Below are 23,593 nucleotides of genomic sequence, written 5' to 3' on the forward strand. Positions count from 1 at the left end.
CCTCGAAAATAGTTAGACGGCAATCTTGTGGTCCGTCAGGCCAGGGCTGCTGACCCGATAAATACCGATTTCACCCAACAGGTTAGGCCATAGTTTGCTCGCCCAGCCATGGCGATGCTGTTGATCGACGGCCAGGCGGTTGATCACCTTGGCTTCACGCTCGCTGCACAGGGCTTCGAAGTCTTCGAAGGTGCAGAAGTGGATGTTCGGCGTGTTGTACCAGGTATAGGGCAGGAAGTCCGAGACCGGCATGCGGCCCTTGGTGGCCAGGTACCAGCGGCAGCGCCAGTGGCCGAAGTTGGGGAAGGTGATGATGCACTGGCGGCCCACGCGCAGCATTTCGTCGAGGATGCGGTCCGGGTAGTGCACCGCTTGCAGGGCCTGGGTCATCACCACGACGTCGAAGCTGTTGCTGGCAAAGTTGCCCAGGCCCTTGTCCAGGTCCTGCTCGATCACGTTGATGCCCTTGGCCACGCACTGGGCGATGTTGTCCGGGTCGTTTTCCAGGCCGTAGCCGGTGACTTGCTTGTTGTCGCGCAGCCAGCTCAGCAGTTCGCCATCGCCGCAGCCAAGGTCGAGCACGCGGCTGCCGGCGGGTATCCAGTCTTGGATGATGTCCAGGTCGGCTCTCATGGCGTTCTCACAGTGCGATTCGGTTCATGTAGTTGCTGAAGGCCTGCAGATAGCGCGGGATCGGAATCAGGAAGGCGTCGTGGCCTTGCGGTGCATCGATCTCCAGGTAGCACACGTCTTTGCGGGCCGCCATCAGCGCATCCACCAGCTCACGGGAGCGGGCCGGCGAGAAGCGCCAGTCGGTGGTGAACGACATCACGCAGAACTTGGCCTTGGCGCCCTCGAAGGTTTTCGCCAGGTCGTCGTTATAACTCGCTGCCGGGTCGAAGTAGTCCAGTGCCTTGGTCATCAGCAGGTAGGTGTTGGCGTCGAAACGCCCGGAGAACTCCTCGCCCTGATAGCGCAGGTAGCTTTCCACCTGGAACTCGACGCTGTGGAAGTCGTAGTTGAGTTTCTCGCTCTTGAGGCCACGGCCGAATTTCTCGCCCATGGAGTCATCGGACAGATAAGTGATGTGCCCGACCATCCGCGCCAGCATCAGGCCGCGCTTGGGGATCACGCCTGCTTCCAGGAACGAACCGCCGTGGAAGTCCGGATCGGTCAGGATTGCCTGGCGCGCCACTTCGTTGAAGGCGATGTTCTGCGCCGACAGCTTGGGTGCCGAGGCGATGGCCAGGCAGTGACGCACGCGATCGGGATAGGTGATGGTCCACTGCAACGCCTGCATGCCGCCCAGGCTGCCGCCGATCACGGCGGCCCATTGCGCGATGCCCAGGCGGTCGGCCAGGCGCGCCTGGCTGTGCACCCAGTCTTCCACGGTCAGCACCGGGAAGTCGGCACCGAAGGGCTTGCCGGTTTCCGGATTGAGGCTGCTGGGGCCGGTGGAGCCATTGCAACCGCCGAGGTTGTTCAGGCTGACCACGAAGAACTTGTTGGTATCGATGGGTTTGCCGGGGCCGATGCAACTGTCCCACCAGCCGGGCTTGCGCTCGTCAACGCTGTGAAAGCCCGCCGCGTGATGATGGCCGGACAGGGCGTGGCAGATCAGCACGGCATTGCTCGCCGTGGCGTTCAGTTGACCGTAGGTTTCATAGATCAGGTCGTAGGCGGGCAGCGAACGGCCGCAGGCCAGGGCCAGCGGTTCGCTGAAGTGCGCCACTTGGGGCACGACCAGTCCGACAGAATCGGGGGGAAAGGCAGATGGCATCGACCCTGCTCTCGTTTAAATGAGGCGTAAGTCTAAAGAGCGGGGACCCCAGCGGCAAGCGAAGGCCTACCCGCGCACAGATACAAAATGTGGGAGCAAGCCCCCTCCCACATTTTTTTAGCGTATTTCAGATCAGGCCAAACAGTTCCTTGGGCATGAAGGCATAGAACGCCAGGCGCGGGATCACCCAGCTTTGCACCAGTTGGATCGCGATGAACGCGAAGATCGGCGAGATATCCAGGCCGCCCAGGTTGGGGATCAGACGACGGAACGGCGCCAGCACCGGCTCGGTGATCTGGTAGACCAGTTCTGCGCCGGGGCTGCGGCTGCCGGGTGCGACCCAGGAGAGGATCACGCTGATGATCATCGACCAGAAGATGATCTTCAAAAACAGCGAGAAGATGCCGATCAGCGCCCAAGGCAACAGCAGCAAGGTGAAGGCCTGGTAGCCGTTGAGCATCAGGATCACCACGAATAGCAGGATCTGCAGCAGCAGCGCCAGCACCAGCGACGACATGTCCAGGCCGAACAGGCTCGGGATCACCCGGCGCAGCGGCTTGAGCAGCGGTTGGGTGGCCTTGACCACGAACTGGCACAGCGGGTTATAGAAGTTCGCCCGCACCAGTTGCAGGATAAAACGCATCAGCACGATCAGCAGGTACAGGCTGCCCAGGGTCTGGATGATGAAGATGGCGGCGTCATTGATTCCGAGCATGTTTGGTTCCTATCTAGTCCAGTGCGTCTAGTCCAGTTGCGTCGAGTCCCGTTGCAGTCGGGAACGACTATTTGCCCAGCTGTTCGGCCATCTCGGCAGAACGATGGGCTGCGGCCCCCAGTGCTTTTTCCACCAGGGCTTCGAAGCCCCCGGCCTGGAACGATTCGATAGCCGCCTGGGTGGTGCCGCCAGGGGAAGTCACACGGCGGCGCAATTCGGCGGCGTCCACGTCGCTTGCGACGGCCATTTTCGCCGCGCCCAGTGCGGTCTGCTCGGCCAGTTGCTCGGCGATATCGCGGCTCAGGCCCAGTTTCACGCCGGCGGCGGTCATGGCTTCGATCAGCAGGAAGAAATACGCCGGGCCGCTGCCGGATACGGCGGTGACCGCGTCCAGCTGCTGCTCCTGCTCCAGCCACAGGGCAATGCCCACGGCGGATAGCAGTTGCTGGGCCTGGTCACGCTGTTCGGCGCTCACTTCGGCGGTGGCATACAGGCCACTCACGCCCTGACGCAGCAGCGCCGGGGTGTTGGGCATGCAACGCACGATCGGTTGCGCGCCGAGCCAGTTCTTCATGCTGGCGCAGGTGATGCCGGCGGCGATGGACACCACCAGTTGGTGCGGTTGCAGGCTCGGGCACAGGCTTTCGCACACGGCCTTCATGGCTTGGGGCTTCACCGCCAGCACGATCACGTCGACGCCCTGGATGGCCTCGGCGTTATCGGCGAAGGTTTCGATGCCGTGTTCGGCACTGACGCGGGCACGGGTGTCGGCGCCCGGGTCGCTGGCGCGGATCTGCGTGGCGTCCAGGCCCTTGGCCCGCAGGCCGCCGATCAGGCTGGCCGCCATGTTACCGGCGCCGATAAAGGCAATACGCGTGTTGCTCATGACAGGTCCTTATTCAGTGGGAAGTCAGCCATTTCACGGCTGGCCGTAGTCGCGGGCGCCAAACAACGCGGTACCGATCCGCACCCAGGTGGCACCCTGGGCGATGGCGGATTCGAGGTCGTGGCTCATGCCCATGGAAAGTGTGTCGAGCGGCAGGTTCAAGCTGGCTTGCAGGTCGCGCACGGCGGCGAACGCTGCGTCTTGTTCGGTCCGATCTTCGGTCGGCTCGGGAATCGCCATCAGGCCGCGCAGCTTCAGGCGCGGCAGGGCGCTGATGGCACGGGCCAGGGCCGGCAGGTCGGCGGGTGTGCAACCGGACTTGCTGGCTTCGCCACTGACATTGACCTGGATGCAGATGTTCAGCGGCGGCAGGTCGGCCGGGCGTTGTTCGGACAGGCGTTGTGCAATTTTCAGACGATCCACGGAATGCACCCAAGCGAAGTTCTCGGCGATCGCGCGAGTCTTGTTCGATTGAATGGGGCCGATGAAGTGCCAACTCAAGGGCAGGTCGGCTAATTCGGCCTGTTTGCCCAGGGCTTCTTGCAGGTAGTTCTCGCCAAAGTCACGCAGACCGGCGGCATAGGCTTCGCGCAGGGCTTGTGCGGGTTTGGTCTTGCTCACGGCCAGCAGGTGGATGCTGTTTGCGTCACGTTGCACGGCGTCGGCTGCGGCGCGGATGCGCTGGCTAACCTGACCGATGTTGTCTGCTATCGTCGACATTCAAGATGCGCCCGTGGATATGGAGTCCGCGGCATTCTACTGGAAATGGAAAGCCCTATGGATATCACTGAATTGCTCATGGCCAGCGTGCGCCGTGGCGCCTCCGACCTGCACGTGTCAGCCGGTGTGGCGCCGATGCTGCGGGTGGATGGCGAGGTCTGGCCGCTGGATGGGCCGGTACTTTCACCCCCGCAAGTGGCGGATTTATTGAGCCCTTTGCTCAACAGGCACCAACAAAAGGATTTCGAAACATCTCTCGAAACGGATTTTTCCTTCGAGCTGCCCGGCGTGGCGCGCTTCCGGGCGAATGTGTTTCAGCAGGATCGCGGCATGGGAGCGGTGTTTCGCACCATACCGACGCAGATACAGAGCCTGGAAGACCTCGGTCTGGGCGACGTGTTCCAGCGTATCGCCCGTTTACCCCGTGGCCTGGTGCTGGTGACCGGGCCGACCGGCTCCGGCAAGTCCACGACCCTGGCGGCGATGATCGACGACCTCAACCGGCACCGACGCCAGCACATCCTCACGCTGGAAGACCCCATCGAATTTATCCACACGCCGAAAACCGCGCTGATCAACCAGCGCCAGGTGCACCGCGACACCCATAGTTTTTCCACCGCCCTGCGCTCGGCGCTGCGGGAAGACCCGGATGTGATCCTGGTGGGCGAGTTGCGCGACCTGGAGACCATCCGCCTGGCGCTGACGGCCGCTGAGACCGGTCATCTGGTATTTGGCACTCTGCACACCACATCGGCGGCAAAGACCGTAGACCGGCTGGTAGACGTGTTCCCGGCTGCGGAAAAGGCCATGGTCCGCACGATGCTGTCGGAGTCGCTGCAGGCGGTGGTGTCACAGGTGCTGGTCAAGAAGGTCGGCGGCGGGCGGGTGGCGGCTCACGAAATCATGCTGGGCACGCCGGCCATTCGCAATCTGATCCGCGAAGACAAGGTGGCGCAGATCGTTTCGGCAATCCAGACCGGTGGGGCGCTGGGGATGAAGACGTTGGATATGAGCTTGAAGGCGTTGGTCGGCGCGGGGCTGATCAGCCGGGAGGATGCAATGGAGAAGGCGAGGGTGCCTGGGGATATATGAGGTCTGGCGGGGGATGAACATCAAATGTGGGAGGGGGGAGCCCCCTGCCCACATTTTGTAGCGTGCGTCAGCGCTGGATCAGCGCTGAACGATCCGCAGGTTGTTGTGGTCTTTGGGCAGGACCCGCTTGGCGATCACGTAGTTCTTGTCCCAGAACGGCTTTTTCAGCGTATCAATGCTGACGGCCTTGCCACGACGCGGTGCGTGGATAAAGCGGTCGTTGCCCAGGTAGATGGCTACGTGGTTGACCTGGTGGCTCTTGAGCTTGAAGAACAGCAGGTCGCCCGGTTTCAGGTCCTTGCGCGCAACCTTCTGCCCGTGGCCGGCGGCCATGGCATTGGATGTACGCGGCAAATCCACGGCCGATACGTTGTTAAACGCGTATTTCACCAAGCCGCTGCAATCGAACCCTTTACTTGGGCTGCTGCCGCCCCAACGATAAGGAGTGCCGAGCACGTTGACGGCGCGGCTAAGGACGGTGCTGCTTTGTTTGGTGTTGGCTGCCATCAAGCCTGGGGTGGCTTTACCGTGGGCCTTGCTCAGGTGAGTCGGGCGGCTGACGGTCGGCTTTGCCGTTTTGGCGGTGCTTGGCGTGCTGTGGACTTTAGGGGTGAAACCGTTGACGCTCGGAAGTCGTTGCTCACGATTGGTGGCGTGGGCGGCCAGTGGCATTAGTAGGCAAATGGTTAGCCATGTCTTGAAAAATGGTCGCATTAGGCGTGGCTCTTATGGGTTTGCGCGCAACTTTATAACAGCTTTTTGTGTCGTTCTCAGGCCGTTTGTCGACTGAACCTTGGGGTCAAACTCAGGAAATACGCGACGAATCGCCGCAATTGTCCTGCACAAGTCAGGTGGCATAAGGCTTTCAGGGGAGGGAAGATACCATTTGCCGTACGTCGGGCGCTCGTAAAAAAGTCACAAAGAAAATGAAAAAATTTATCTATCGAGGCAAAAGAGGTACGCGATGAACACCTATCAGCAGACTGGTTCGCAGCAAGACACCCACAGCAAGGTGATCGGTTACCTGCTGTGGATTTTCGGTTTTACCGGCGCCCATCGCTTCTATTACGGCAAACCCGTGACCGGCACGATCTGGTTTTTCACCTTCGGCCTGCTGGGTATCGGCTGGCTGATCGACCTGTTCCTCATCCCGGTCATGGACCGTGAAGCGGACCTGCGTTTTACCGCCGGCCCCATCGAATACAACGTGGCGTGGATCCTGCTGGCGTTCCTGGGGGTGTTCGGCGTGCACCGCATGTACCAGGGCAAATGGATCACCGGCCTGATCTACCTGCTGACCGGCGGTTTGTTCCTGGTGGGGGTGCTGTATGACTTCTGGACGTTGAATACGCAGATTTCGATCCGCAATGCCGAGCTAAGAGGCGGGCGCTGAATCTCTCAGCCATACAGACAAGCAAATGTGGGAGGGGGCTTGCCCCCGATGGCGGTGGACCAGTCGGCTTATCTGTAGCTGACCCACTGCTATCGGGGGCAAGCCCCCTCCCACATTGACTGTGCTCACTCCCGACTTGTATCAGGCCTGGTAGCTGATGCGTCCGTCCACCAGGGTGTAGCGCACGCTCGCCGGCAGGCTATGGCCGATGAACGGGCAGTTTTCGCCCTTGGACAGCCAGGTTTCACCGGCAACGGTGGTGCCGGCCGGGTCGAACAGCACCAGGTCCGCTGCCGCCCCCACCGCCAACTTACCCGCCGGCAAGCGCAAGGCTTCGGCCGGGCCGGCGCTCAGGCGCGCCAGCAGTGTCGGCAGGTCCAGCAAGCCATCCTCCACCAAGGTCATCGCCAGCGGCAGCAACAGCTCGACGCTGCTGATGCCCGGCTCGGTCGCGCCAAACGGGGCCAGCTTGGCATCACGCTCGTGGGGTTGGTGGTGGCTGGAAATCGCCGCGACCACGCCGGATTTCACCGCTGCACGCAAACCGTCGCGGTCGGCACGGGTCCGCAGCGGCGGTTGGACGTGATACAGGCTGGAGAAGTCGATCAGCGCCTCGTCGGTCAGCAGCAACTGATACAACGCCACGTCGGCCGTCACCGGCAAACCCCGGGCCTGGGCCTGGGCGATCAGGGCAACGCCACGGGCGCTGGTCAGTTGGCTGAAGTGCGCGCGCACGCCGCTTTGTTCCACCAGCAGCAGGTCGCGGGCCAGGGCCACGGTTTCGGCGGTCTCCGGGATGCCCGGCAGGCCGAGGAAGCTGGCAACGGCGCCTTCATGGGCCAGGCCGCCGTCGGCCAGGTCGCGGTCCTGGGAGTGGAAGATCACCGTCAAATCGAAGGTGGCGGCGTATTCCAGCGCGCGGCACAGGGTGCGGGTGCTGCGGAAACCCTCCAGGCCGTTGCCGAAGGCCACGCAGCCGGCATCGCGCAGGGCGATCAGCTCGGCCAGTTGTTCGCCGTCCAGGCCTTTGCTCAGGGCGCCGATAGGGAACACTTTGCAATTGCCGGCTTCGCGGGCGCGGTCGAGGATCAGCTCGGCCACGGCCGAGGTGTCCAGCACCGGCTTGGTATGGGGCGGGCAGCACAGGCTGGTGACGCCACCGGCGGCGGCGGCGCGGGTTTCGCTGGTGATGTTGCCTTTGCGGCTGTAACCCGGCTCGCGCAGGGCGACGTTCAGGTCCACCAGGCCAGGCGCGGCCACCAGGCCTTTGGCGTCGATGGTTTCGCTGGCGTTGAAGCCTGCGGGGGCGGCGCCGATGGCGATGATCTTGCCGGCTTCCAGATGCAGATCGGTGACTTGATCCAGGCCACTGGCCGGATCGATGACGCGGGCGCCGAGAATGCTGAGCTTCACTGGGCCTTCTCCTGCTCGAATTGACGTTGCGCGGTTTGCCCGCTCATGGCCATGGACAATACGGCCATGCGCACGGCGATGCCGTAGGTCACCTGGTTGAGAATCACCGATTGGCTGCCGTCGGCCACCGCCGACTCGATCTCCACCCCTCGGTTGATCGGCCCTGGGTGCATCACGATGGCATCCGGCTTGGCGCCGGCCAGGCGCGTGGTGGTCAGGCCGAACAGGCGATAGAACTCGCCTTCGCTCGGCAACAGGCCGCCGGACATCCGTTCGCGTTGCAGGCGCAGCATGATCACCACGTCCACATCCTTGAGGCCTTCGGTCATGTCGGTGTAGACCTTCACGCCGTACTGCTCGATGCCGATGGGCAGCAGGGTTTTCGGCGCGATCACGCGAATGTCCGGGCAACCCAGGGTTTTCAGGGCCAGCATGTTCGAGCGCGCCACCCGCGAATGCAGGATGTCGCCGACGATGGCCACCGAGAGTTTTTCAAAGCTGCCCTTGTGCCGACGGATGGTGAGCATGTCGAGCATGCCCTGGGTCGGGTGGGCGTGACGGCCGTCGCCACCGTTGATGATCGCCACTTGCGGGCACACGTGCTCGGCGATGAAGTGCGCGGCGCCGGAGTCGCCGTGGCGCACCACGAACATGTCGGCGGCCATCGCTTCAAGGTTGCGCAGGGTGTCGAGCAGGGTTTCGCCCTTGCTCGCCGACGAAGTGGACACGTTCAGCGTGATCACGTCGGCTGACAACCGCTGGGCCGCCAGTTCGAAGGTGGTGCGGGTGCGCGTGGAGTTCTCGAAGAATACATTGCAGATGGTCTTGCCGCGCAGCAGCGGGACTTTCTTCACGGCGCGGCCACCGACTTCGAGGAACGAGTCGGCAGTGTCGAGGATTTCGGTGAGCAGTTCGCGGGGCAAACCGTCGAGGGACAAGAAGTGTTGCAGTTGGCCCTGAGCATTGAGCTGCAGCGGGCGCTTGGCATCTAGAGGCGTCATCGCGGGGACTCTTCTTTACAAGGCGGTTTAAAGGGCAAGGTCTTGCAGTTCGAGTACGAGCGGCGTGGGACCGGACAATTTTACCCGCTGGTGGGCTGAAAGCGACAGGGTCGCGCCGACCACATCCGGGCTGATCGGCAGCTCGCCGGCGTCCAGGTCCAGCAGGCAGACCAGGGTCACGCTGGCGGGGCGGCCATAGTCGAACAGCTCGTTGAGGGCCGCGCGGATGGTGCGGCCGCTCATCAGCACGTCGTCAATCAGCACCAGGTGCTGGCCTTCGATCTCGAACGGCAGGGCCGAGGGGCGCACTTGCGGATGCAGACCGTTCTGGCTGAAGTCGTCGCGGTAGAAGGACACATCCAGCGTACCCAGGGGCGAGTCGCTGCCCAGCTCCTGCAGCAGCGCCTGGGCCACCCACACGCCACCGGTACGAATGCCGATGAAGCGCGGTTCGCTGATGGCGCGGTGTTTCAGATGGGCCTTGAGGCGAATCGCCATCTGGCTGATCAGTTCGGCGGGATTGGGCAGGCTCATGGTGGCTCCTTCAAGGCCTTGCGCAGCAGGGGTTGCGGGCAAGGTTCGGGCTCAAACGTAAAAAGACGCGGCAAGCCGCGTCAGTCAGGATTCAAATAAAGCGGTGTTTTCATCCAGCCAACCCTGCAACAGCAAGGCGGCGGCGATGGCGTCCACGGGATTGTCGCGGTAGCTGCCTTTCTGCCCGCCACGGTCGCGGCGCTCGCCCTTGGCTTCGAAGGTGGTCAGGCGCTCGTCGTGGGTATAGAAGGGCAGGTTGTAGCGGCCGTTGAGGCGGCGCGCGAACTTTTCGGCGCGCAGGCACATGTCGCTGGGGGTGCCGTCCATGTTCAGGGGCAGGCCGACCACCACTGCATCGGGCTTCCACTCTTTGATCAGGGCTTCGACCTGGTTCCAGTCCGGTATGCCGTTCTGGGCTTTCAAGGTGCACAGTTCGCGGGCCTGGCCGGTGATGACCTGGCCGACAGCGACGCCGATCTGTTTGGTGCCGTAGTCAAAACCGAGGATCAGACGCAAGGCCATCAGGCGTGCCCCGCCTGGCTGGTCAGCAGGCTGAGGTTGACCCGCAGCTTGGCCGCGGCCGCTTCCAGGCGCAGTTCGCTGGCGGTGTTGAACAAAATATCGGCATCGTAGGGGCAGGTCAGCCAGGCGTTATTGGCCAGTTCGGCCTCCAACTGCCCGGCTTCCCAACCGGCGTAGCCAAGGGTGATCACGCTGTGTTCGGGGCCGACACCGTCGGCGATGGCGAACAGCACATCCTGGGATGTGGACAGCGACACGCCGTCGAGGTCCACCGTGGCCTGGAATTTCGGCCCGGTCGGGTGCAGTACGAAACCGCGATCGGTCTGCACCGGCCCGCCGATGTAGATCGGCACGCCCTGGCACCGGGCCGGCGGGGCGATTTCCGGGCGCAATTGCTCAAGGATATCGGCCAGGTTCAGCTCCTGCGGACGGTTCACCACCAGCCCCATGGCACCATTGGCCGTGTGCTCGACGATGTAGGTCAAGGTCTGCGCAAAGTTCGGGTCGGCCATGTGGGGCATGGCGATCAGGAATTGGTGCTTGAGGTAGGTCGGGCTGACATTTTTCATGTCCGCTAGTGTGGCGTTGGAGGGGCGAACTGACAAGCTGGGAGTGACCCGAATACAGCGCTGTCGGCTTTTCTGTAGGAGCGAGCTTGCTCGCGAAAAACCTGAGAGTGACGCGGGTCTACCTGGAGCGCTTCATTATCCTTGACGATTTTCGCGAGCAAGCTCGCTGCTACAGGGGGGGCGCTTTCAGTTGCTGGACAGGCGATCGCCCTTGGCAAACCGCCAGGTGCGGATGATTTCCAGGCGGTCCACGTCGTTCAGGTCGCCGCTGAACGGCGCAAAGGGCGCGGCCAGGCGCACGATGCGCTGGGCGGCCTGGTCCAGCAGTGGTTGGCCGGAAGACTCCAGCACCTGCACTTCATAGAGCGTTCCGTCACGGTTGATCGACACCAACAAGCGCAAATTGCCATAAATCTGTTGGCGGCGGGCTTCGTCCGGGTAGTTGAGGTTGCCGATGCGCTCGACCTTCTTGCGCCACTCGTCCTTATACCAGGCGCCTTTGTCGCGCATGGTGGAGGCAGCATTCAGGCGATAGATGCGTGGCCGCTTGGCGTACAGCTGTTGTTCGTTGGCCAGTTCCGCTTCAAGGCTGGATATCTGGTCGGAGAGCTGCGAGCTGTCGAAGGTCGGCGCCGGCTTGACCGGCTCGGGTTGTGGCTCGGTCTTGGTTTTCTCGCGCTGGGCCGGGGCTTTCTGCGGTTTGGGCGCGACCGTGGTCACGGCAGCCTTGGGCGTGGCCTGCTTGACCTCGGGCTTGGGCGTCGGCGGCGGGGAGACCTTATTGACCTTGTTGTCCTGGAACGGCGCCACTTCGGTGGTCTTGGGCACGGCTTTCTTGTCGAGAGTGCCGCTGCCCTGCTGGTTTTCCTGGGCGAGAAAGTCGGCCTTCTCGGGCTTCTTTTCGCTCTTGAACGTGGCGAGGGTGATTTCCAGGGTCTTGGTGATCTGCTTGGGCTCCACCATGGTGAAACCCACGCCGAGCAGCAGTGCCAGGTGGATCAGCGCCGCGAGAAACAGGGTAAATCCGAGTCGATCAGCCGGGCGCACGCCGCTTGGGGACAATTCGGGAGGCAGATCGGACGGGAGCGTCATGACAAGAAAACCAACATCGCGCGTTTCACAGGTGGCGCATGATAACGCAATGTTGGTGCGTGTCCGGCTGTTCTATATCACTTGGCTTGCAGCTTGCGCTCAATCGCCGCCATCAGCATTTCGCCAATGTTGGTGCCAAAGGCATTGTCGATCTCACGAATGCAGGTCGGGCTGGTGACGTTGATTTCGGTGAGGTGCTCACCAATCACGTCCAATCCTACAAACAGCAGGCCTTTTTCGCGCAGGGTCGGGCCGACTTGCGAGGCGATCCAGCGATCCTTGTCCGACAACGGCCGTGCCTCGCCACGACCACCGGCCGCCAGGTTGCCACGGGTCTCGCCGGCCGCCGGGATACGCGCCAGGCAGTAATCCACCGGCTCGCCGTCGATCATCAGGATGCGCTTGTCGCCGTCCTTGATTGCCGGCAGATAGGCCTGGCCCATGATCTGCTGGGTGCCCAGGTCGGTCAGGGTCTCTAGGATCACCGACAGGTTCGGGTGACCGGCGCTGTGGCGGAAGATCGACGTGCCGCCCATGCCATCCAGCGGTTTGAAGATCACATCGCCGTGCTTGGCGGCGAATTCACGCAGCACATCGGCGCGACGACTGACCACGGTGGGCGGGGTGCACTGCGGGAACAGCGTGGCGAAGAGTTTTTCGTTGCAGTCGCGCAGGCTCTGCGGCTTGTTGACGATCAACACGCCAGCGCGCTCGGCCTGCTCCAACAGGTAGGTGGAGTAGACGAATTCCATGTTGAACGGCGGGTCCTTGCGCATCAGGATCACGTCCAGATCGCTCAGGGGGCTGTCGATTTCGTCATGCAATTCGAACCACTTCTCAGGGTTGGCAAACACCTGCAGCGGACGCATGCGTGCGCGGGCTTCGCCGTCGCCCTGATACAGATCGCTCTGCTCCATGTAGAACAGGCTCCAGCCGCGGGCCTGGGCGGCCAGGAGCATGGCCAGCGAACTGTCCTTTTTATAGGAAATGCTGGCAATAGGGTCCATGACAATGCCGACGCGAACGCTCATGGGGGATTTCCTCTAGCAAATTAGGGCGCATAAAAGTGGCGTCAGAGTGGCGCTGCGGTTGTTGTGGGTCAAGGAAAAACCACCTGGCAGGCTGCTCGATAGATTGCGCCCGGAGACTGTGCTAAAAAGACTGCCACGGCGCAGCAGCCCTTGAATTCCGAGGCTTGCGGCGCCCATCCTGGGCAGCATCAGGCAGTACACACCGAAAACCGATTCGCTGTGGCGATGGTAGAGCAGATATGGAACAGCATTCCAACGCCTTGAGAGTGATGGTGATCGATGATTCGAAAACGATCCGCCGCACCGCCGAGACCTTGTTGAAGAACGTGGGCTGCGATGTCATCACGGCCATCGACGGTTTCGATGCCCTGGCCAGGATTGTGGATCATCACCCGCACATTATTTTTGTCGACATCATGATGCCGCGCCTGGATGGCTATCAGACTTGCGCCCTGGTGAAGAACAACCCGGCGTTCAAGTCGATCCCGGTGATCATGCTGTCCTCCAAGGACGGGCTGTTCGACAAGGCCAAGGGACGTATCGTTGGTGTCGATCAGTTTTTGACCAAGCCTTTCAGCAAGGAAGAGCTGCTGGGCGCGATCAAGGCCTACGTGCCTGGGTTCGCGGCAGTAGAACAAGCACACTGACGCCGCCTCACAAGGGCTGGCGCCGACCAATGTACTGGGGAAAACCATGGCACGCGTTCTGATCGTCGACGATTCGCCGACCGAAATGTACAAATTGACCGGCATGCTGGAAAAGCACGGTCATCAGGTTCTCAAGGCCGAAAACGGTGCCGACGGTGTGGCCCTGGCTCGTCAGGAAAAGCCCGATGCGGTGCTGATGGACATCGTGATGCCGGGCCTCAATGGCTTCCAGGCCACGCGCCAGTTGTCCAAGGAGCCGGAAACCAATCGGATTCCGATCATCATCATCACCACCAAGGATCAGGAGACCGACAAGATCTGGGGCGCGCGCCAGGGAGCCAAGGATTACCTGACCAAGCCGGTGGACGAAGAGACCCTGATCGCCACCCTGAACAAGGTGCTGGCCGGCTGACGACACGCCATCATGACCGAGTCGCAAACCGCTTTCGAGCTGCTGCTGGACATCGACCATCGCTGCCGTCTGCTGGCGGCCGACCTGCCGTCCCAGGAAACCCGCCTGCAGCGTTGGAGCGGGATTGGTTTTCGCCTGGGGCAGCATTGGTACGTGGCGCCCATGGGCGAAGTCGCCGAAGTCCTGCATGAACCGCGCTGCACCCTGATGCCGGGGGTCAAGCCGTGGGTCAAGGGCGTGGCCAATCTGCGCGGGCGTTTGCTGCCGGTGATGGACCTTGGCGGGTTTCTCGGCCTTGAACTGTCCAGGCCGCGCCCGCAACGGCGGGTGCTGGTGGTGGAATACAACGATCTGTTCGTGGGACTGCTGGTGGACGAGGTGGTGGGAATGCAGCATTTCGCACAAGACGCGCTGCTGGCGAGCGCCAGCCCCGGCGCGCCGTTCATCCATGGCCAGTTCGACGGCGACCCGCTGTGGCAGGTCTTCAGCCCCTTCGCCCTGGCCCAGTCCCCGGGCTTCATGGATGTTGCCGCATGACTACCGCCACCACGCCCAAACTCCAGGCCGGTTCGCGCAGCCGTTCGCAGATCATCGTGCTGTTTATCGCGTTGATCGTGTTCATCATGCTGCTGTTCGCCAACTTTGCGTACCTCAACACCCAATCCACCTACGACAAGCAGTACATCGGCCACGCCGGTGAATTGCGCGTGCTGTCCCAGCGCATCGCCAAGAACGCCACCGAGGCCGCCGCCGGCAAGGCCGCCGCGTTCAAGCTGCTGGCCGAGGCGCGCAACGATTTTGCCCAGCGCTGGGGCTACCTGAAAAAAGGCGACCCGGACACCGGCCTGCCCGCGGCACCTAACGCGGTTCGCGCGGAAATGCGTGCGGTACAGACCGACTGGGAAGCGCTGCTGAAAAACACCGACGCGATCCTCGCCAGCGAGCAGACGGTATTGTCCCTGCACCAAGTGGCCGCGACCCTGGCCGAAACCGTGCCGCAGTTGCAGATTGAATCGGAAAAGGTCGTCGACATCCTGTTGCAACGCGGTGCTCCGGCCAGCCAGGTGGCCGTGGCCCAGCGCCAGTCGCTGCTGGCCGAACGTATTCTGGGAGCGGTCAACACCGTACTCGCCGGCGACGAAACCGCCGTGCAGGCCGCCGATGCCTTTGGCCGCGATGCCAACCGTTTCGGCCAGGTACTCAACGGCATGCTTCGAGGCAACCCAGGCCTGCGCATCACCGAGGTCGAAGACCCTGACGCCCGCGCGCGGCTGGCGGAAATCTCGGAGCTGTTCGAGTTTGTCTCCGGTTCCGTGGATGAAATCCTCGAAACCTCGCCGCAGCTGTTCCAGGTGCGGGCCTCGGCGAACAATATTTTCAACCTGTCGCAAACCCTGCTCGATGAAGCCTCGCACTTGGCCACCGGCTTTGAAAACCTCGCCGGCGGGCGCAGCTTCGATACCATCGGCGGCTATGTACTGGGCCTGTTGGCACTGGCCTCGATCATCCTGATCGGCCTCGTGATGGTGCGCGCCACCAACCAGCAACTGCGGGAAACCGCCGAGAAGAACGAACGCAACCAGAACGCAATCATGCGCCTGCTCGATGAAATCGAAGACCTGGCCGACGGCGACCTCACGGTGACGGCCTCGGTGACCGAAGACTTCACCGGTACCATCGCCGATTCCATCAACTATTCCGTGGACCAACTGCGCGACCTGGTCGCCACCATCAACCTCACCGCCGGCCAGGTAGCCGGCGCCGTGCAGGACACCCAGGCCACCGCCATGCACCTGGCCCAAGCCTCGGAGCACCAGGCCCAGCAGATCGCCGAAGCCTCCACCGCGATCAAGCAGATGGCCCAATCCATCGACCAGGTCTCGGCCAACGCAGCCGAATCCTCGGCGGTGGCCGAGCGCTCGGTAGAGATCGCCAACAAAGGCAACGAGGTGGTGCACAACACCATCCACGGCATGGACAACATCCGCGAACAGATCCAGGACACCGCCAAGCGTATCAAGCGCCTGGGCGAGTCTTCCCAGGAGATTGGCGACATTGTCAGCCTGATCGACGACATCGCTGACCAGACCAATATCCTGGCCCTCAACGCGGCGATCCAGGCGAGCATGGCCGGGGATGCCGGGCGCGGCTTCGCGGTGGTGGCCGATGAAGTCCAGCGTCTGGCCGAGCGCTCGTCGGCGGCCACGCGGCAGATCGAAACCCTGGTGCGGGCGATCCAGGCCGACACCAACGAAGCGGTGATCTCCATGGAGCAGACCACCACCGAAGTGGTGCGCGGCGCGCGACTGGCCCAGGACGCCGGGGTGGCACTGGAAGAGATCGAAGGCGTGTCGAAAACCCTGGCGGCGCTGATCCAGAGCATCTCCAACGCGGCGCAGCAACAGACTTCGTCGGCGGGGCAGATCTCCCTGACCATGAACGTGATCCAGCAGATCACTACGCAGACCTCCTCGGGCTCCACCGCTACCGCCGAAAGCATCGGCAACCTGGCGAAGATGGCCAGCCAGTTGCGGCGCTCGGTGTCGGGGTTCACCCTGCCGCCGCCCAAACAGGCGAATGATTAAAGTGCGCTCCCACCGTTGAGCAGCATTGGTTTCACGAACACCGGCAACTCATGAATTCTAAGCGGAGCAGTTATGGTTGATCGGCACGACTACGTGGCCCTCGAATGGGTCAAGGGCGACATTGCCGAAACCCTGAAACAGGCCCGTTCGGCGCTCGACACCTATGTCGACACCCACGACGGCGATGCGATCGGCGCGTGCCTGGCCGGTATCCACCAGGTGCATGGCGCGTTGCAGATGGTCGAATTCTACGGCGCGGCACTGCTGGCCGAAGAGATCGAAGAGCTGGCCCTGGCCCTGCAAGCCGGCAATGTCGCCCAGCGCGATGAAAGCCTGCGCCTGCTGCAACAGGCCCTCGGCCAATTGCCGCTGTACCTGGACCGTGTCCACAGTGCCCGCCGCGACCTGCCGCTGTTGGTGCTGCCGCTGCTCAACGACCTGCGCAGTGCCCACGGCGAAAGCCTGTTGTCGGAGACCAGCCTGTTCAGCCCGCAACTGCTGTCGATTGCCCCCTTGCCCGATGACGCCCTGGCCCAACGCGCGCTGCCGGACCTGGCGACGCAACTGCGCCAGTGGCACCAACTGCTGCAACAGGCCCTGTCCGGGCTGCTGCGTGAAGACCACGGCCCGAGCAACCTGGAAGACATGGCGCGGGTGTTCGCGCGTCTCGAAGCGCTGTGTCAGGGCGCGCCGTTGTTGCCGTTGTGGCAAGTCACCTCGGCGCTGGTCGAAGGCATGCTCACCGGCGTGATCGCCAACAGCCCGGCGCTGCGCAGCCTGCTCAAGGCCTGCGACAAGGAGCTCAAGCGCCTGCTGGCCCAGGGCATCGGCGGGATCAACCGCGCCGCGCCGGACGAATTGCTCAAGAGCCTGCTGTTTTACGTCGCCAAAGTCACCCGGCCGACGCCGCGCATGCAAAGCCTCAAGGAACGCTACGGCCTCGACGAAGCCTTGCCCGACAGCGCCGTGGTCGATGCCGAACGCGCCCGCATGGCCGGGCCGGATCGCAATGCCATGGGCTCGGTGCTGGGCGCGCTGTGCGAGGAGTTGGTACGGGTCAAGGAACGCCTGGACCTGTTCGTGCGCAGCGACCGCCAACACACCGCCGACCTCGACGCGCTGCTCGCGCCCTTGCGCCAGATCGCCGACACCCTGGCCGTATTGGGTTTCGGCCAGCCGCGCAAAGTGATCATCGACCAACTGGCCGTGGTGCTGAGCCTGGCCCAGGGGCAGCGCGAGCCGAATGACGCCGTGTTGATGGACGTCGCCGGGGCTTTGCTTTACGTCGAAGCGACGTTGGCGGGCATGGCCGGCACCGTCGAGCCGGAGAACCGCGAAGAGAGCCGCCTGCCCACCACCGACCTGACCCAGATCCACCAACTGGTGATCCGCGAATCCTGCCAATGCCTGCGGCAAGCCAAGGAACTGGTGATCGACTGCCTCGAAGCCGATTGGGATCGTCAGCGCCTGGACTCCCTGCCCGAGCTGCTGAGCCAGGTGCGCGGCGCCCTGGCGATGATCCCGCTGCCACGGGCGGCGAGCCTGATGCGCGGGTGCACCGATTTCGTCGACGAACAGTTGATGACCCACGACTCGCCGCCTTCCGAGACGCAGCTGGCGCATTTCGCCGATGTCATCAGCGGTTTGGAGTATTACCTGGAACGCATGCTGCAGGACCCCGACGCCGCCGGCGAACGGGTGCTGGAATTGGCCACCCAGGGCCTGGCCGCGCTGGGTTACCTGCCGGCGGAAAAACCCTGGCGCCAGGCGCTGGTCGCCCCGGACGGCGCGCTCTCCACCGAGACCGCCTCCAGCCAATCCCAGTTCGACGCCCTGGCCAGCCCCACCTCGCGCCTCAACCCGCCCGCGCTGCAACGCCCCGGCAGCCTGCTGCCGCCGCCGGCCGATGAAGCCCCCATCGACGACGAACTGCGCGAAGTCTTCCTGGAAGAAACCGACGAAGTCCTCGAGGTGCTGCACCGCGACCTGCCCAACAGTGCCGATAAAGTCGCCCAGGGCGAAATGCGCCGCGCCTTCCACACCCTCAAAGGCAGCGGCCGCATGGTGCGCGCCCTGGTCCTGGCCGAGCTGGCCTGGGCCGTGGAGAACCTGTTGAACCGCGTGCTGGAGCACAGCGTGGCCCTCAGCCCGGCGGTGCAACAGGTGCTGGACGACGCAGTGACCCTGCTGCCGGAATTGATCGCCGACTTTGCCACCGACGACCAGCATCAACGCGATGAAGTCGACGCCCTGGCCGCCCGCGCCCACGCCCTGGCCAGCGGCGCGCAAGCACCCGAGGCCGAACCCCACGACCCGATGCTGCTGGAGATCTTCCGCAACGAAGCCCAAAGCCATCTGGACAGCCTCAACCACTTCCTGCAACTGGCCGCCGAGCACGTGCCGCTGCAAGTCAGCGATGAACTGCAACGCGCCCTGCATACCCTCAAGGGCAGCGCCCACATGGCCGGCGTGTTGCCCATCGCCGAGCTGGCGCGCCCCCTCGATCACCTGACCCGCGAGTACAAGGCCCATCGCTTGCCGCTGGACCTGGACGAAGTGGAGTTGCTGCTGGAGGCCGAGGGCCTGTTCCAGCGCGGGCTGCGCCAACTGGACCGCAATCCCCTGGCGCCGATCCGCGGGGCCGAGGACCTGATCCAGCGCACCCAGAAGCTGCTCGACCAGCAGCTCGCCGCCCTGCTCGATGCGCCCAACACCGGCCTGCGCATCAAGCGCGATCCGCAACTGATCGCCAACTTCCTGGCCCAGGGCATGGACATCCTGCTCGACGCCGAAAGCCTGCTGCGGCGCTGGCAACAACACCCCGGCGAACGCCAGGAACTCACCGCGCTGCTGGACGAGTTGACCACCCTCGGGGAAGGCGCCCACGACGCCGACCTGCACGCCATCGACGCACTGTGCGAGGCCTTGCTCGACCTGTATGGCGCCGTGGAAGAAAGCAGCCTGGCGGTCAGCGAACGGTTTTTCCATGAGGCCGAACAGGCCCATGAAGCGCTGATCAGCATGCTCGACCAACTGGCGGCCGGGCAGGAAATCAGCCCGGCGCCGGCCCGGGTGCACGCCCTGCGCGAACTGTTGGACGAGGCCCTCGACCCGTCCGCCACCGGCCTGATCAAAAGCGACGGCAACCGCGCCCAGACCATCGCCGAATTGGGCGCCGCCACGCAGCAACTGAGCCACGCCAGCACGATGGACGATGAGATCGTCGAGATTTTTCTGGAGGAGGCCGTCGACATCCTCGACAGCGCCGGGCAAGCCCTCAAACGTTGGTTGCTGGAGCCCGATAACGCGGCACCGCTGTCGTCCCTGCAGCGCGACCTGCACACCCTCAAGGGCGGCGCACGCATGGCGGAGGTCGCCCCGGTGGGCGAGCTGGCCCACGAACTCGAAGGCCTTTACGAAGGCTTGGTGGATCGACGCTACAGCTACTCCCCAGAGCTGTCGGTGCTATTGATGGCCTGTCATGAACGGCTGGCCCAGCACCTGGAAGAACTGCAACACCAGCAACCCCTGAGCGACGCCAGCGAGTTGATCGCCCAGTTGCACGCGTTACGCCACAGCAGCCCGCCGACGACGCCGCCCGCCGCTGCGCCAGCCTCCAGCGCCGACCCGGAATTGCTGGATATCTTCCTCGAAGAAGCTGGCGACATTCTCGACAGCTCCGGCAGCGCCTTGCTGCGCTGGCAAGCCGAGCCGAACAACCGCCAGGAAGTCGAAACCCTGCTGCGCGACCTGCACACCCTCAAGGGCGGCGCGCGCATGGTCGAGATCGGGCCGATCGGCGACCTGGCCCATGAGCTGGAATTTCTCTACGAAGGCTTATCGGCAGGCTTGCTCGCGCCGTCCGACGAACTGTTCATGTTGCTGCAAGGCTGTCATGACCGTTTGGCGCAGATGATCGATGCGGTGGCCGAAGGTGTGCCGGTGGGCTCGGTGGACAAGCTGATCGAGCGCATCAAAAGCCTGGTGCATCCGGGCATAGAGCCGGTGCTGCCGGTGGCGTTGCCGGCGGGCAAGGGCGAAGCGGCGGCGGACCCGGCGGCGGACATGGTGAAGATCTCCGCCGAGTTGCTCGACGACCTGGTCAACCTGGCCGGCGAAACCTCGATCTTCCGCGGCCGTATCGAGCAGCAAGTCAACGACGCGCGCATCGCCCTCACGGAAGTGGAAACCACCATCGAGCGCATGCGCGACCAACTGCGCCGCCTCGACAGCGAAACCCAGAGCCGCCTGCTCAGCCGCCAGCAGGCCGAGGCCGAGCGCCTGGGGTATGAAGAATTCGACCCGCTGGAAATGGACCGCCATTCGCAGTTGCAGCAACTGTCCCGCGCACTCTCCGAATCGGCCTCCGACCTGCTGGACCTCAAGGACACCCTCGAGCGTCGCAACCAGGACGCCCACGACCTGTTGCAGCAACAGGCGCGGATCAACACCGAGTTGCAGGAAGGCCTGATGCGCACGCGCATGGTGCCGTTCGAACGCATGCTGCCGCGGCTCAAACGCATCGTGCGCCAGGTGGCGGGCGAGCTGGGCAAGGACGTGGAATTCATCGTCGGCAACGCCGAAGGCGAGATGGACCGCAACGTGCTGGAACGCATGGCGGCGCCGCTGGAACATATGCTGCGCAATGCCGTCGACCACGGCCTGGAGTCCCGCGATGCGCGGCTGCTGGCCGGCAAGCCGGAGAAGGGCCGCATCACCCTGGACCTGACCCACGAAGGCGGCGACATCGTCTTCGACATGCGCGACGACGGCGCCGGCGTGCCCCTGGACGCGGTGCGGCGCAAGGCAATCAAGCGCGGCCTGCTCGCCCCCCATCAAGAGATGAGCGACCGCGAGGTGTTGCAGTTCATCCTGCAGCCGGGGTTCTCCACCGCAGAAAAAATCACCCAGATTTCCGGGCGTGGCGTGGGCATGGACGTGGTGCACGAAGAAGTGCGCCAGCTTGGCGGCTCGATGGTCATCGACTCGACGCCGGGCCAGGGTGTGCACTTTCGCATTCGCCTGCCGTTCACCGTGTCGGTCAACCGCGCGTTGATGGTGCAGTGCGCGGACGACCAGTACGCGATCCCGCTCAACACCATCGAAGGCCTGGTGCGTGTGCTGCCCCATGAGCTGGCCGGGCACTATCAGCAAGACCCGCCGCACTATGAGTACGCCGGCCAGCGCTACGAACTGTTCTACCTCGGCGACCTGCTGCACACCGTGGCGCGCCCGAAACTGCTCGGCCAGTACCAACCGGTGCCGTTGCTGCTGGTGCACTGCAATGACCGGAATGTGGCGGTGCATGTGGACGCCATGGGCGGTAGCCGGGAGATCGTGGTCAAGGGCCTGGGGCCGCAGTTCGCCGGGGTGCAGGGCTTGTCCGGGGCGACCATTCTGGGGGACGGTCGCGTGGTGCTGATCATCGACCTGCTGGCGCATATCCGCGCACGGCAACCGGCCTTGCCGGCCCAGGTGGTCGATGCGCCGCTGATCCTCAACGAACCGGTGAAAAAACGCCCGCTGCTGGTGCTGGTGGTGGACGATTCGGTCACCGTGCGCAAAGTCACCACCCGCCTGCTGGAGCGCAACGGCATGAACGTACTCACCGCCAAAGACGGGATCGACGCCCTCTCCGTGCTCGAAGAACACACCCCGGACCTGATGCTGCTCGACATCGAAATGCCGCGCATGGACGGCTTCGAAGTGGCGATGCATGTGCGCGACGACCCACGGCTGATGCGCCTGCCGATCATCATGATCACCTCCCGCACCGGCCAGAAACACCGCGACCGCGCCATGGCCATCGGCGTCAACGAGTACCTGGGCAAGCCGTACCAGGAGTCGGTGCTGCTGGACAGCATCGCCTATTGGAGCAAGTCCCATGCTTGACCACCGCACCAGCCAACTCACCGGCCTGCTCCTGCCCCTGGCCGACCGCCACCTGGTGCTGCCCAACGTCGCCATCGCCGAGCTGATCGACTACCAGCGCGGCGAACCGGCCAGCGACGCGCCGCCGTGGTATCTGCGGCAAGTCACCTGGCGCGACCGGCAACTGCCGTTGATCAGCTTTGAAGCGGCCTGCGGCGAGGCCAGCGTGACCGGCGAACGCTCGCGGATCGTGGTGCTGAACACCCTGGGCGGGCGGCCGACCTTGAAGTTCATCGCGATGGTGATCCAGGGGATTCCCCGCTCGTACAAACTCGACAGCCAGTTGAGCTACGTGGACGTACCGCTGTGCTCGCTGGAACTGGCGGCGGTGCAGGTGGGAGAGCATGTGGCGAAGGTGCCGGATTTGATGGGGCTGGAGGCACTGCTGGTTGAGTCCGGTCTGGCCTGATCCTGAGCCTTATGAAAATCCAATGTGGGAGGGGGCTTGCCCCCGATCGCGGTCTATCAGCCACCGCATCTGGTGGCTGACCCACTGCTATCGGGAGCAAGCCCCCTCCCACAGGCTGTAGACCTCAATCAATCCGCGCAAACCGCTCAATCAGCGGTTGCTCCCGATGCTCGGCTTGCCACAAATCGTAGGCACTTTGCATCGACAACCAAAGCTGCGCGGTACTCACGCCGGCCCGTTCCAACCTGACAGCCAGATCCGGGCTGACGGGCTTGTCGGTGGCTAGCAAGCCCGGTCTTCGGATTTTTCCCGCACGATTTTGGGCCGGGCATGAACTTGTCGTGTGCACCCCGTAGGCCTAGTCTTCGTCCCGTCACCGCAAAAAACGGTGACACGGACGTGCAAGTCCGGTTACATGTCGGCGCACCAACGCCCATAGCCATTCAACGGGCGTTTTTTATGTCTGCTGTACTCGTTATGGCGGCTGTGCGTGGGAGATCTTTCGGGATCTGCCGGGGTCCGATATGCCCGGTCTTGCACACCTGCGCACAGCTGCCACCTTATTCGCGTGCAAGCGGAAGAGGGCAGTCTCCATCACATATCGGAGCTGTAAATCATGGTCAAACCCACCCCCAATCCGCCCCTCTTCACCGTAAACCCCCACCAGAACACCGAAGCCCTGCTGGTCAACGCCAGCGAAACCCTGTCTTCCCTCAATGCCCTCACCTGCAACCTGGCCTTCGACCTGGACACATCCCAGCGCGCAATCATGCTCGGGATCCAGCAAATGGCAGAACTCGGGCAGTTACTGGTGGATCGAGCCCTGGAGCAAGTTTCGCCTTCTCCAATGGCTTAAAACTT

22 protein-coding genes and 1 pseudogene are annotated in these 23,593 nt (G+C 63.4%); 9 read left to right on the forward strand and 14 right to left on the reverse strand.

All coding sequences use genetic code 11. The features are described from left to right. Nucleotides 1–12: 12 nt before the first annotated feature. The 5 genes from metW to BLR63_RS24375 form a co-directional block, all read right to left on the reverse strand. Nucleotides 13–633 carry a methionine biosynthesis protein MetW gene (metW, locus tag BLR63_RS24355; protein ID WP_010564393.1) on the reverse strand — a complete coding sequence of 207 codons (621 nt, stop codon included), beginning with the start codon at nucleotides 631–633 and terminating at the stop codon, nucleotides 13–15. 7 nt (nucleotides 634–640) lie between these two features. Next, complete coding sequence (gene metX, locus BLR63_RS24360) at nucleotides 641–1,780, reverse strand: homoserine O-succinyltransferase MetX (RefSeq protein ID WP_010564392.1); 1,140 nt, start codon at nucleotides 1,778–1,780, stop codon at nucleotides 641–643. A 127-nt stretch (nucleotides 1,781–1,907) separates the two neighbouring features. After that, nucleotides 1,908–2,495: a YggT family protein gene (locus tag BLR63_RS24365; RefSeq protein ID WP_010564391.1), complete on the reverse strand. Its 588-nt coding sequence runs from the start codon at nucleotides 2,493–2,495 to the stop codon at nucleotides 1,908–1,910. 67 nt (nucleotides 2,496–2,562) lie between these two features. Then, nucleotides 2,563–3,381, reverse strand: coding sequence for a pyrroline-5-carboxylate reductase (gene proC / locus BLR63_RS24370; protein WP_010564390.1), 819 nt, complete (start codon nucleotides 3,379–3,381; stop codon nucleotides 2,563–2,565). A 33-nt stretch (nucleotides 3,382–3,414) separates the two neighbouring features. Further along, entirely contained in the window at nucleotides 3,415–4,101 is a 687-nt protein-coding gene (locus BLR63_RS24375) for a YggS family pyridoxal phosphate-dependent enzyme (RefSeq protein WP_010564389.1), read from the reverse strand. Between the two features lie 57 nt (nucleotides 4,102–4,158). On the opposite strand from BLR63_RS24375, the gene BLR63_RS24380 reads away from it, so the two are divergent. Beyond that, nucleotides 4,159–5,193: a type IV pilus twitching motility protein PilT gene (locus BLR63_RS24380; RefSeq protein WP_010564388.1), complete on the forward strand. Its 1,035-nt coding sequence runs from the start codon at nucleotides 4,159–4,161 to the stop codon at nucleotides 5,191–5,193. A 78-nt stretch (nucleotides 5,194–5,271) separates the two neighbouring features. On the opposite strand, the gene BLR63_RS24385 is transcribed toward BLR63_RS24380, so the two are convergent. After that, nucleotides 5,272–5,907: a C40 family peptidase gene (locus tag BLR63_RS24385; protein ID WP_042946680.1), complete on the reverse strand. Its 636-nt coding sequence runs from the start codon at nucleotides 5,905–5,907 to the stop codon at nucleotides 5,272–5,274. A 250-nt stretch (nucleotides 5,908–6,157) separates the two neighbouring features. Between BLR63_RS24385 and BLR63_RS24390 the strand changes: the two genes are divergently transcribed. Continuing rightward, a complete protein-coding gene (locus BLR63_RS24390) occupies nucleotides 6,158–6,586 on the forward strand; it encodes an NINE protein (RefSeq protein WP_010564386.1) in 429 nt (142 codons plus the stop codon). Nucleotides 6,587–6,727: 141 nt separating this feature from the next. On the opposite strand, the gene BLR63_RS24395 is transcribed toward BLR63_RS24390, so the two are convergent. The 7 genes from BLR63_RS24395 to gshB form a co-directional block, all read right to left on the reverse strand. Then, nucleotides 6,728–7,999 (reverse strand): dihydroorotase, encoded by a 1,272-nt coding sequence (locus BLR63_RS24395; RefSeq protein WP_010564385.1) that lies wholly within the window; start codon nucleotides 7,997–7,999, stop codon nucleotides 6,728–6,730. After that, the gene (locus BLR63_RS24400; protein ID WP_010564384.1) at nucleotides 7,996–9,000 is read right to left on the reverse strand and encodes an aspartate carbamoyltransferase catalytic subunit; all 1,005 of its coding nucleotides are present in this window, start codon (nucleotides 8,998–9,000) and stop codon (nucleotides 7,996–7,998) included. The genes BLR63_RS24395 and BLR63_RS24400 overlap by 4 nt, the downstream gene beginning before the upstream one ends. Before the next feature lie 27 nt (nucleotides 9,001–9,027). Continuing rightward, nucleotides 9,028–9,534 carry a bifunctional pyr operon transcriptional regulator/uracil phosphoribosyltransferase PyrR gene (gene pyrR, locus BLR63_RS24405; RefSeq protein ID WP_010564383.1) on the reverse strand — a complete coding sequence of 169 codons (507 nt, stop codon included), beginning with the start codon at nucleotides 9,532–9,534 and terminating at the stop codon, nucleotides 9,028–9,030. Between the two features lie 84 nt (nucleotides 9,535–9,618). Continuing rightward, nucleotides 9,619–10,056: a Holliday junction resolvase RuvX gene (ruvX, locus tag BLR63_RS24410; RefSeq protein ID WP_005792259.1), complete on the reverse strand. Its 438-nt coding sequence runs from the start codon at nucleotides 10,054–10,056 to the stop codon at nucleotides 9,619–9,621. Further along, entirely contained in the window at nucleotides 10,056–10,625 is a 570-nt protein-coding gene (locus BLR63_RS24415) for a YqgE/AlgH family protein (RefSeq protein ID WP_010564382.1), read from the reverse strand. The genes ruvX and BLR63_RS24415 overlap by 1 nt, the downstream gene beginning before the upstream one ends. A gap of 186 nt (nucleotides 10,626–10,811) precedes the next feature. Then, nucleotides 10,812–11,717: an energy transducer TonB gene (locus tag BLR63_RS24420; protein WP_010564381.1), complete on the reverse strand. Its 906-nt coding sequence runs from the start codon at nucleotides 11,715–11,717 to the stop codon at nucleotides 10,812–10,814. A gap of 77 nt (nucleotides 11,718–11,794) precedes the next feature. Next, nucleotides 11,795–12,748, reverse strand: coding sequence for a glutathione synthase (gshB, locus tag BLR63_RS24425; RefSeq protein WP_010564380.1), 954 nt, complete (start codon nucleotides 12,746–12,748; stop codon nucleotides 11,795–11,797). A gap of 239 nt (nucleotides 12,749–12,987) precedes the next feature. Here gshB and pilG point away from each other — a divergent pair, with 239 nt between their 5' ends. The 6 genes from pilG to BLR63_RS24455 all read left to right on the forward strand — a co-directional run bounded on the left by pilG (nucleotide 12,988) and on the right by BLR63_RS24455 (nucleotide 22,732). Beyond that, the gene (pilG, locus tag BLR63_RS24430; RefSeq protein ID WP_010564379.1) at nucleotides 12,988–13,395 is read left to right on the forward strand and encodes a twitching motility response regulator PilG; all 408 of its coding nucleotides are present in this window, start codon (nucleotides 12,988–12,990) and stop codon (nucleotides 13,393–13,395) included. 46 nt (nucleotides 13,396–13,441) lie between these two features. Further along, entirely contained in the window at nucleotides 13,442–13,807 is a 366-nt protein-coding gene (gene pilH / locus BLR63_RS24435; protein ID WP_010564378.1) for a twitching motility response regulator PilH, read from the forward strand. A 12-nt stretch (nucleotides 13,808–13,819) separates the two neighbouring features. Then, nucleotides 13,820–14,344, forward strand: a complete 525-nt coding sequence (locus tag BLR63_RS24440; protein WP_010564377.1) for a chemotaxis protein CheW — start codon at nucleotides 13,820–13,822, stop codon at nucleotides 14,342–14,344. Beyond that, on the forward strand, nucleotides 14,341–16,392 hold the full coding sequence (locus BLR63_RS24445; RefSeq protein ID WP_010564376.1) for a methyl-accepting chemotaxis protein: 2,052 nt from the start codon (nucleotides 14,341–14,343) through the stop codon (nucleotides 16,390–16,392). Before BLR63_RS24440 ends, BLR63_RS24445 begins: the two co-directional genes overlap by 4 nt. Nucleotides 16,393–16,464: 72 nt before the next feature. Next, a complete protein-coding gene (locus BLR63_RS24450; protein WP_010564375.1) occupies nucleotides 16,465–22,284 on the forward strand; it encodes an Hpt domain-containing protein in 5,820 nt (1,939 codons plus the stop codon). Next, the gene (locus BLR63_RS24455; protein WP_010564374.1) at nucleotides 22,277–22,732 is read left to right on the forward strand and encodes a chemotaxis protein CheW; all 456 of its coding nucleotides are present in this window, start codon (nucleotides 22,277–22,279) and stop codon (nucleotides 22,730–22,732) included. Before BLR63_RS24450 ends, BLR63_RS24455 begins: the two co-directional genes overlap by 8 nt. 124 nt (nucleotides 22,733–22,856) lie before the next feature. On the opposite strand, the pseudogene BLR63_RS24460 reads toward BLR63_RS24455, so the two are convergent. Then, nucleotides 22,857–23,003, reverse strand: a pseudogene (locus tag BLR63_RS24460) (helix-turn-helix transcriptional regulator); the annotation flags it as partial. 345 nt (nucleotides 23,004–23,348) lie between these two features. On the opposite strand from BLR63_RS24460, the gene BLR63_RS24465 reads away from it, so the two are divergent. Then, on the forward strand, nucleotides 23,349–23,588 hold the full coding sequence (locus BLR63_RS24465) for a DUF6124 family protein (protein ID WP_010564372.1): 240 nt from the start codon (nucleotides 23,349–23,351) through the stop codon (nucleotides 23,586–23,588). Nucleotides 23,589–23,593: the final 5 nt, after the last annotated feature.

It is taken from the genome of Pseudomonas extremaustralis (genome assembly GCF_900102035.1).
GTDB classification, from domain to species: Bacteria; Pseudomonadota; Gammaproteobacteria; order Pseudomonadales; family Pseudomonadaceae; genus Aquipseudomonas; species Aquipseudomonas extremaustralis.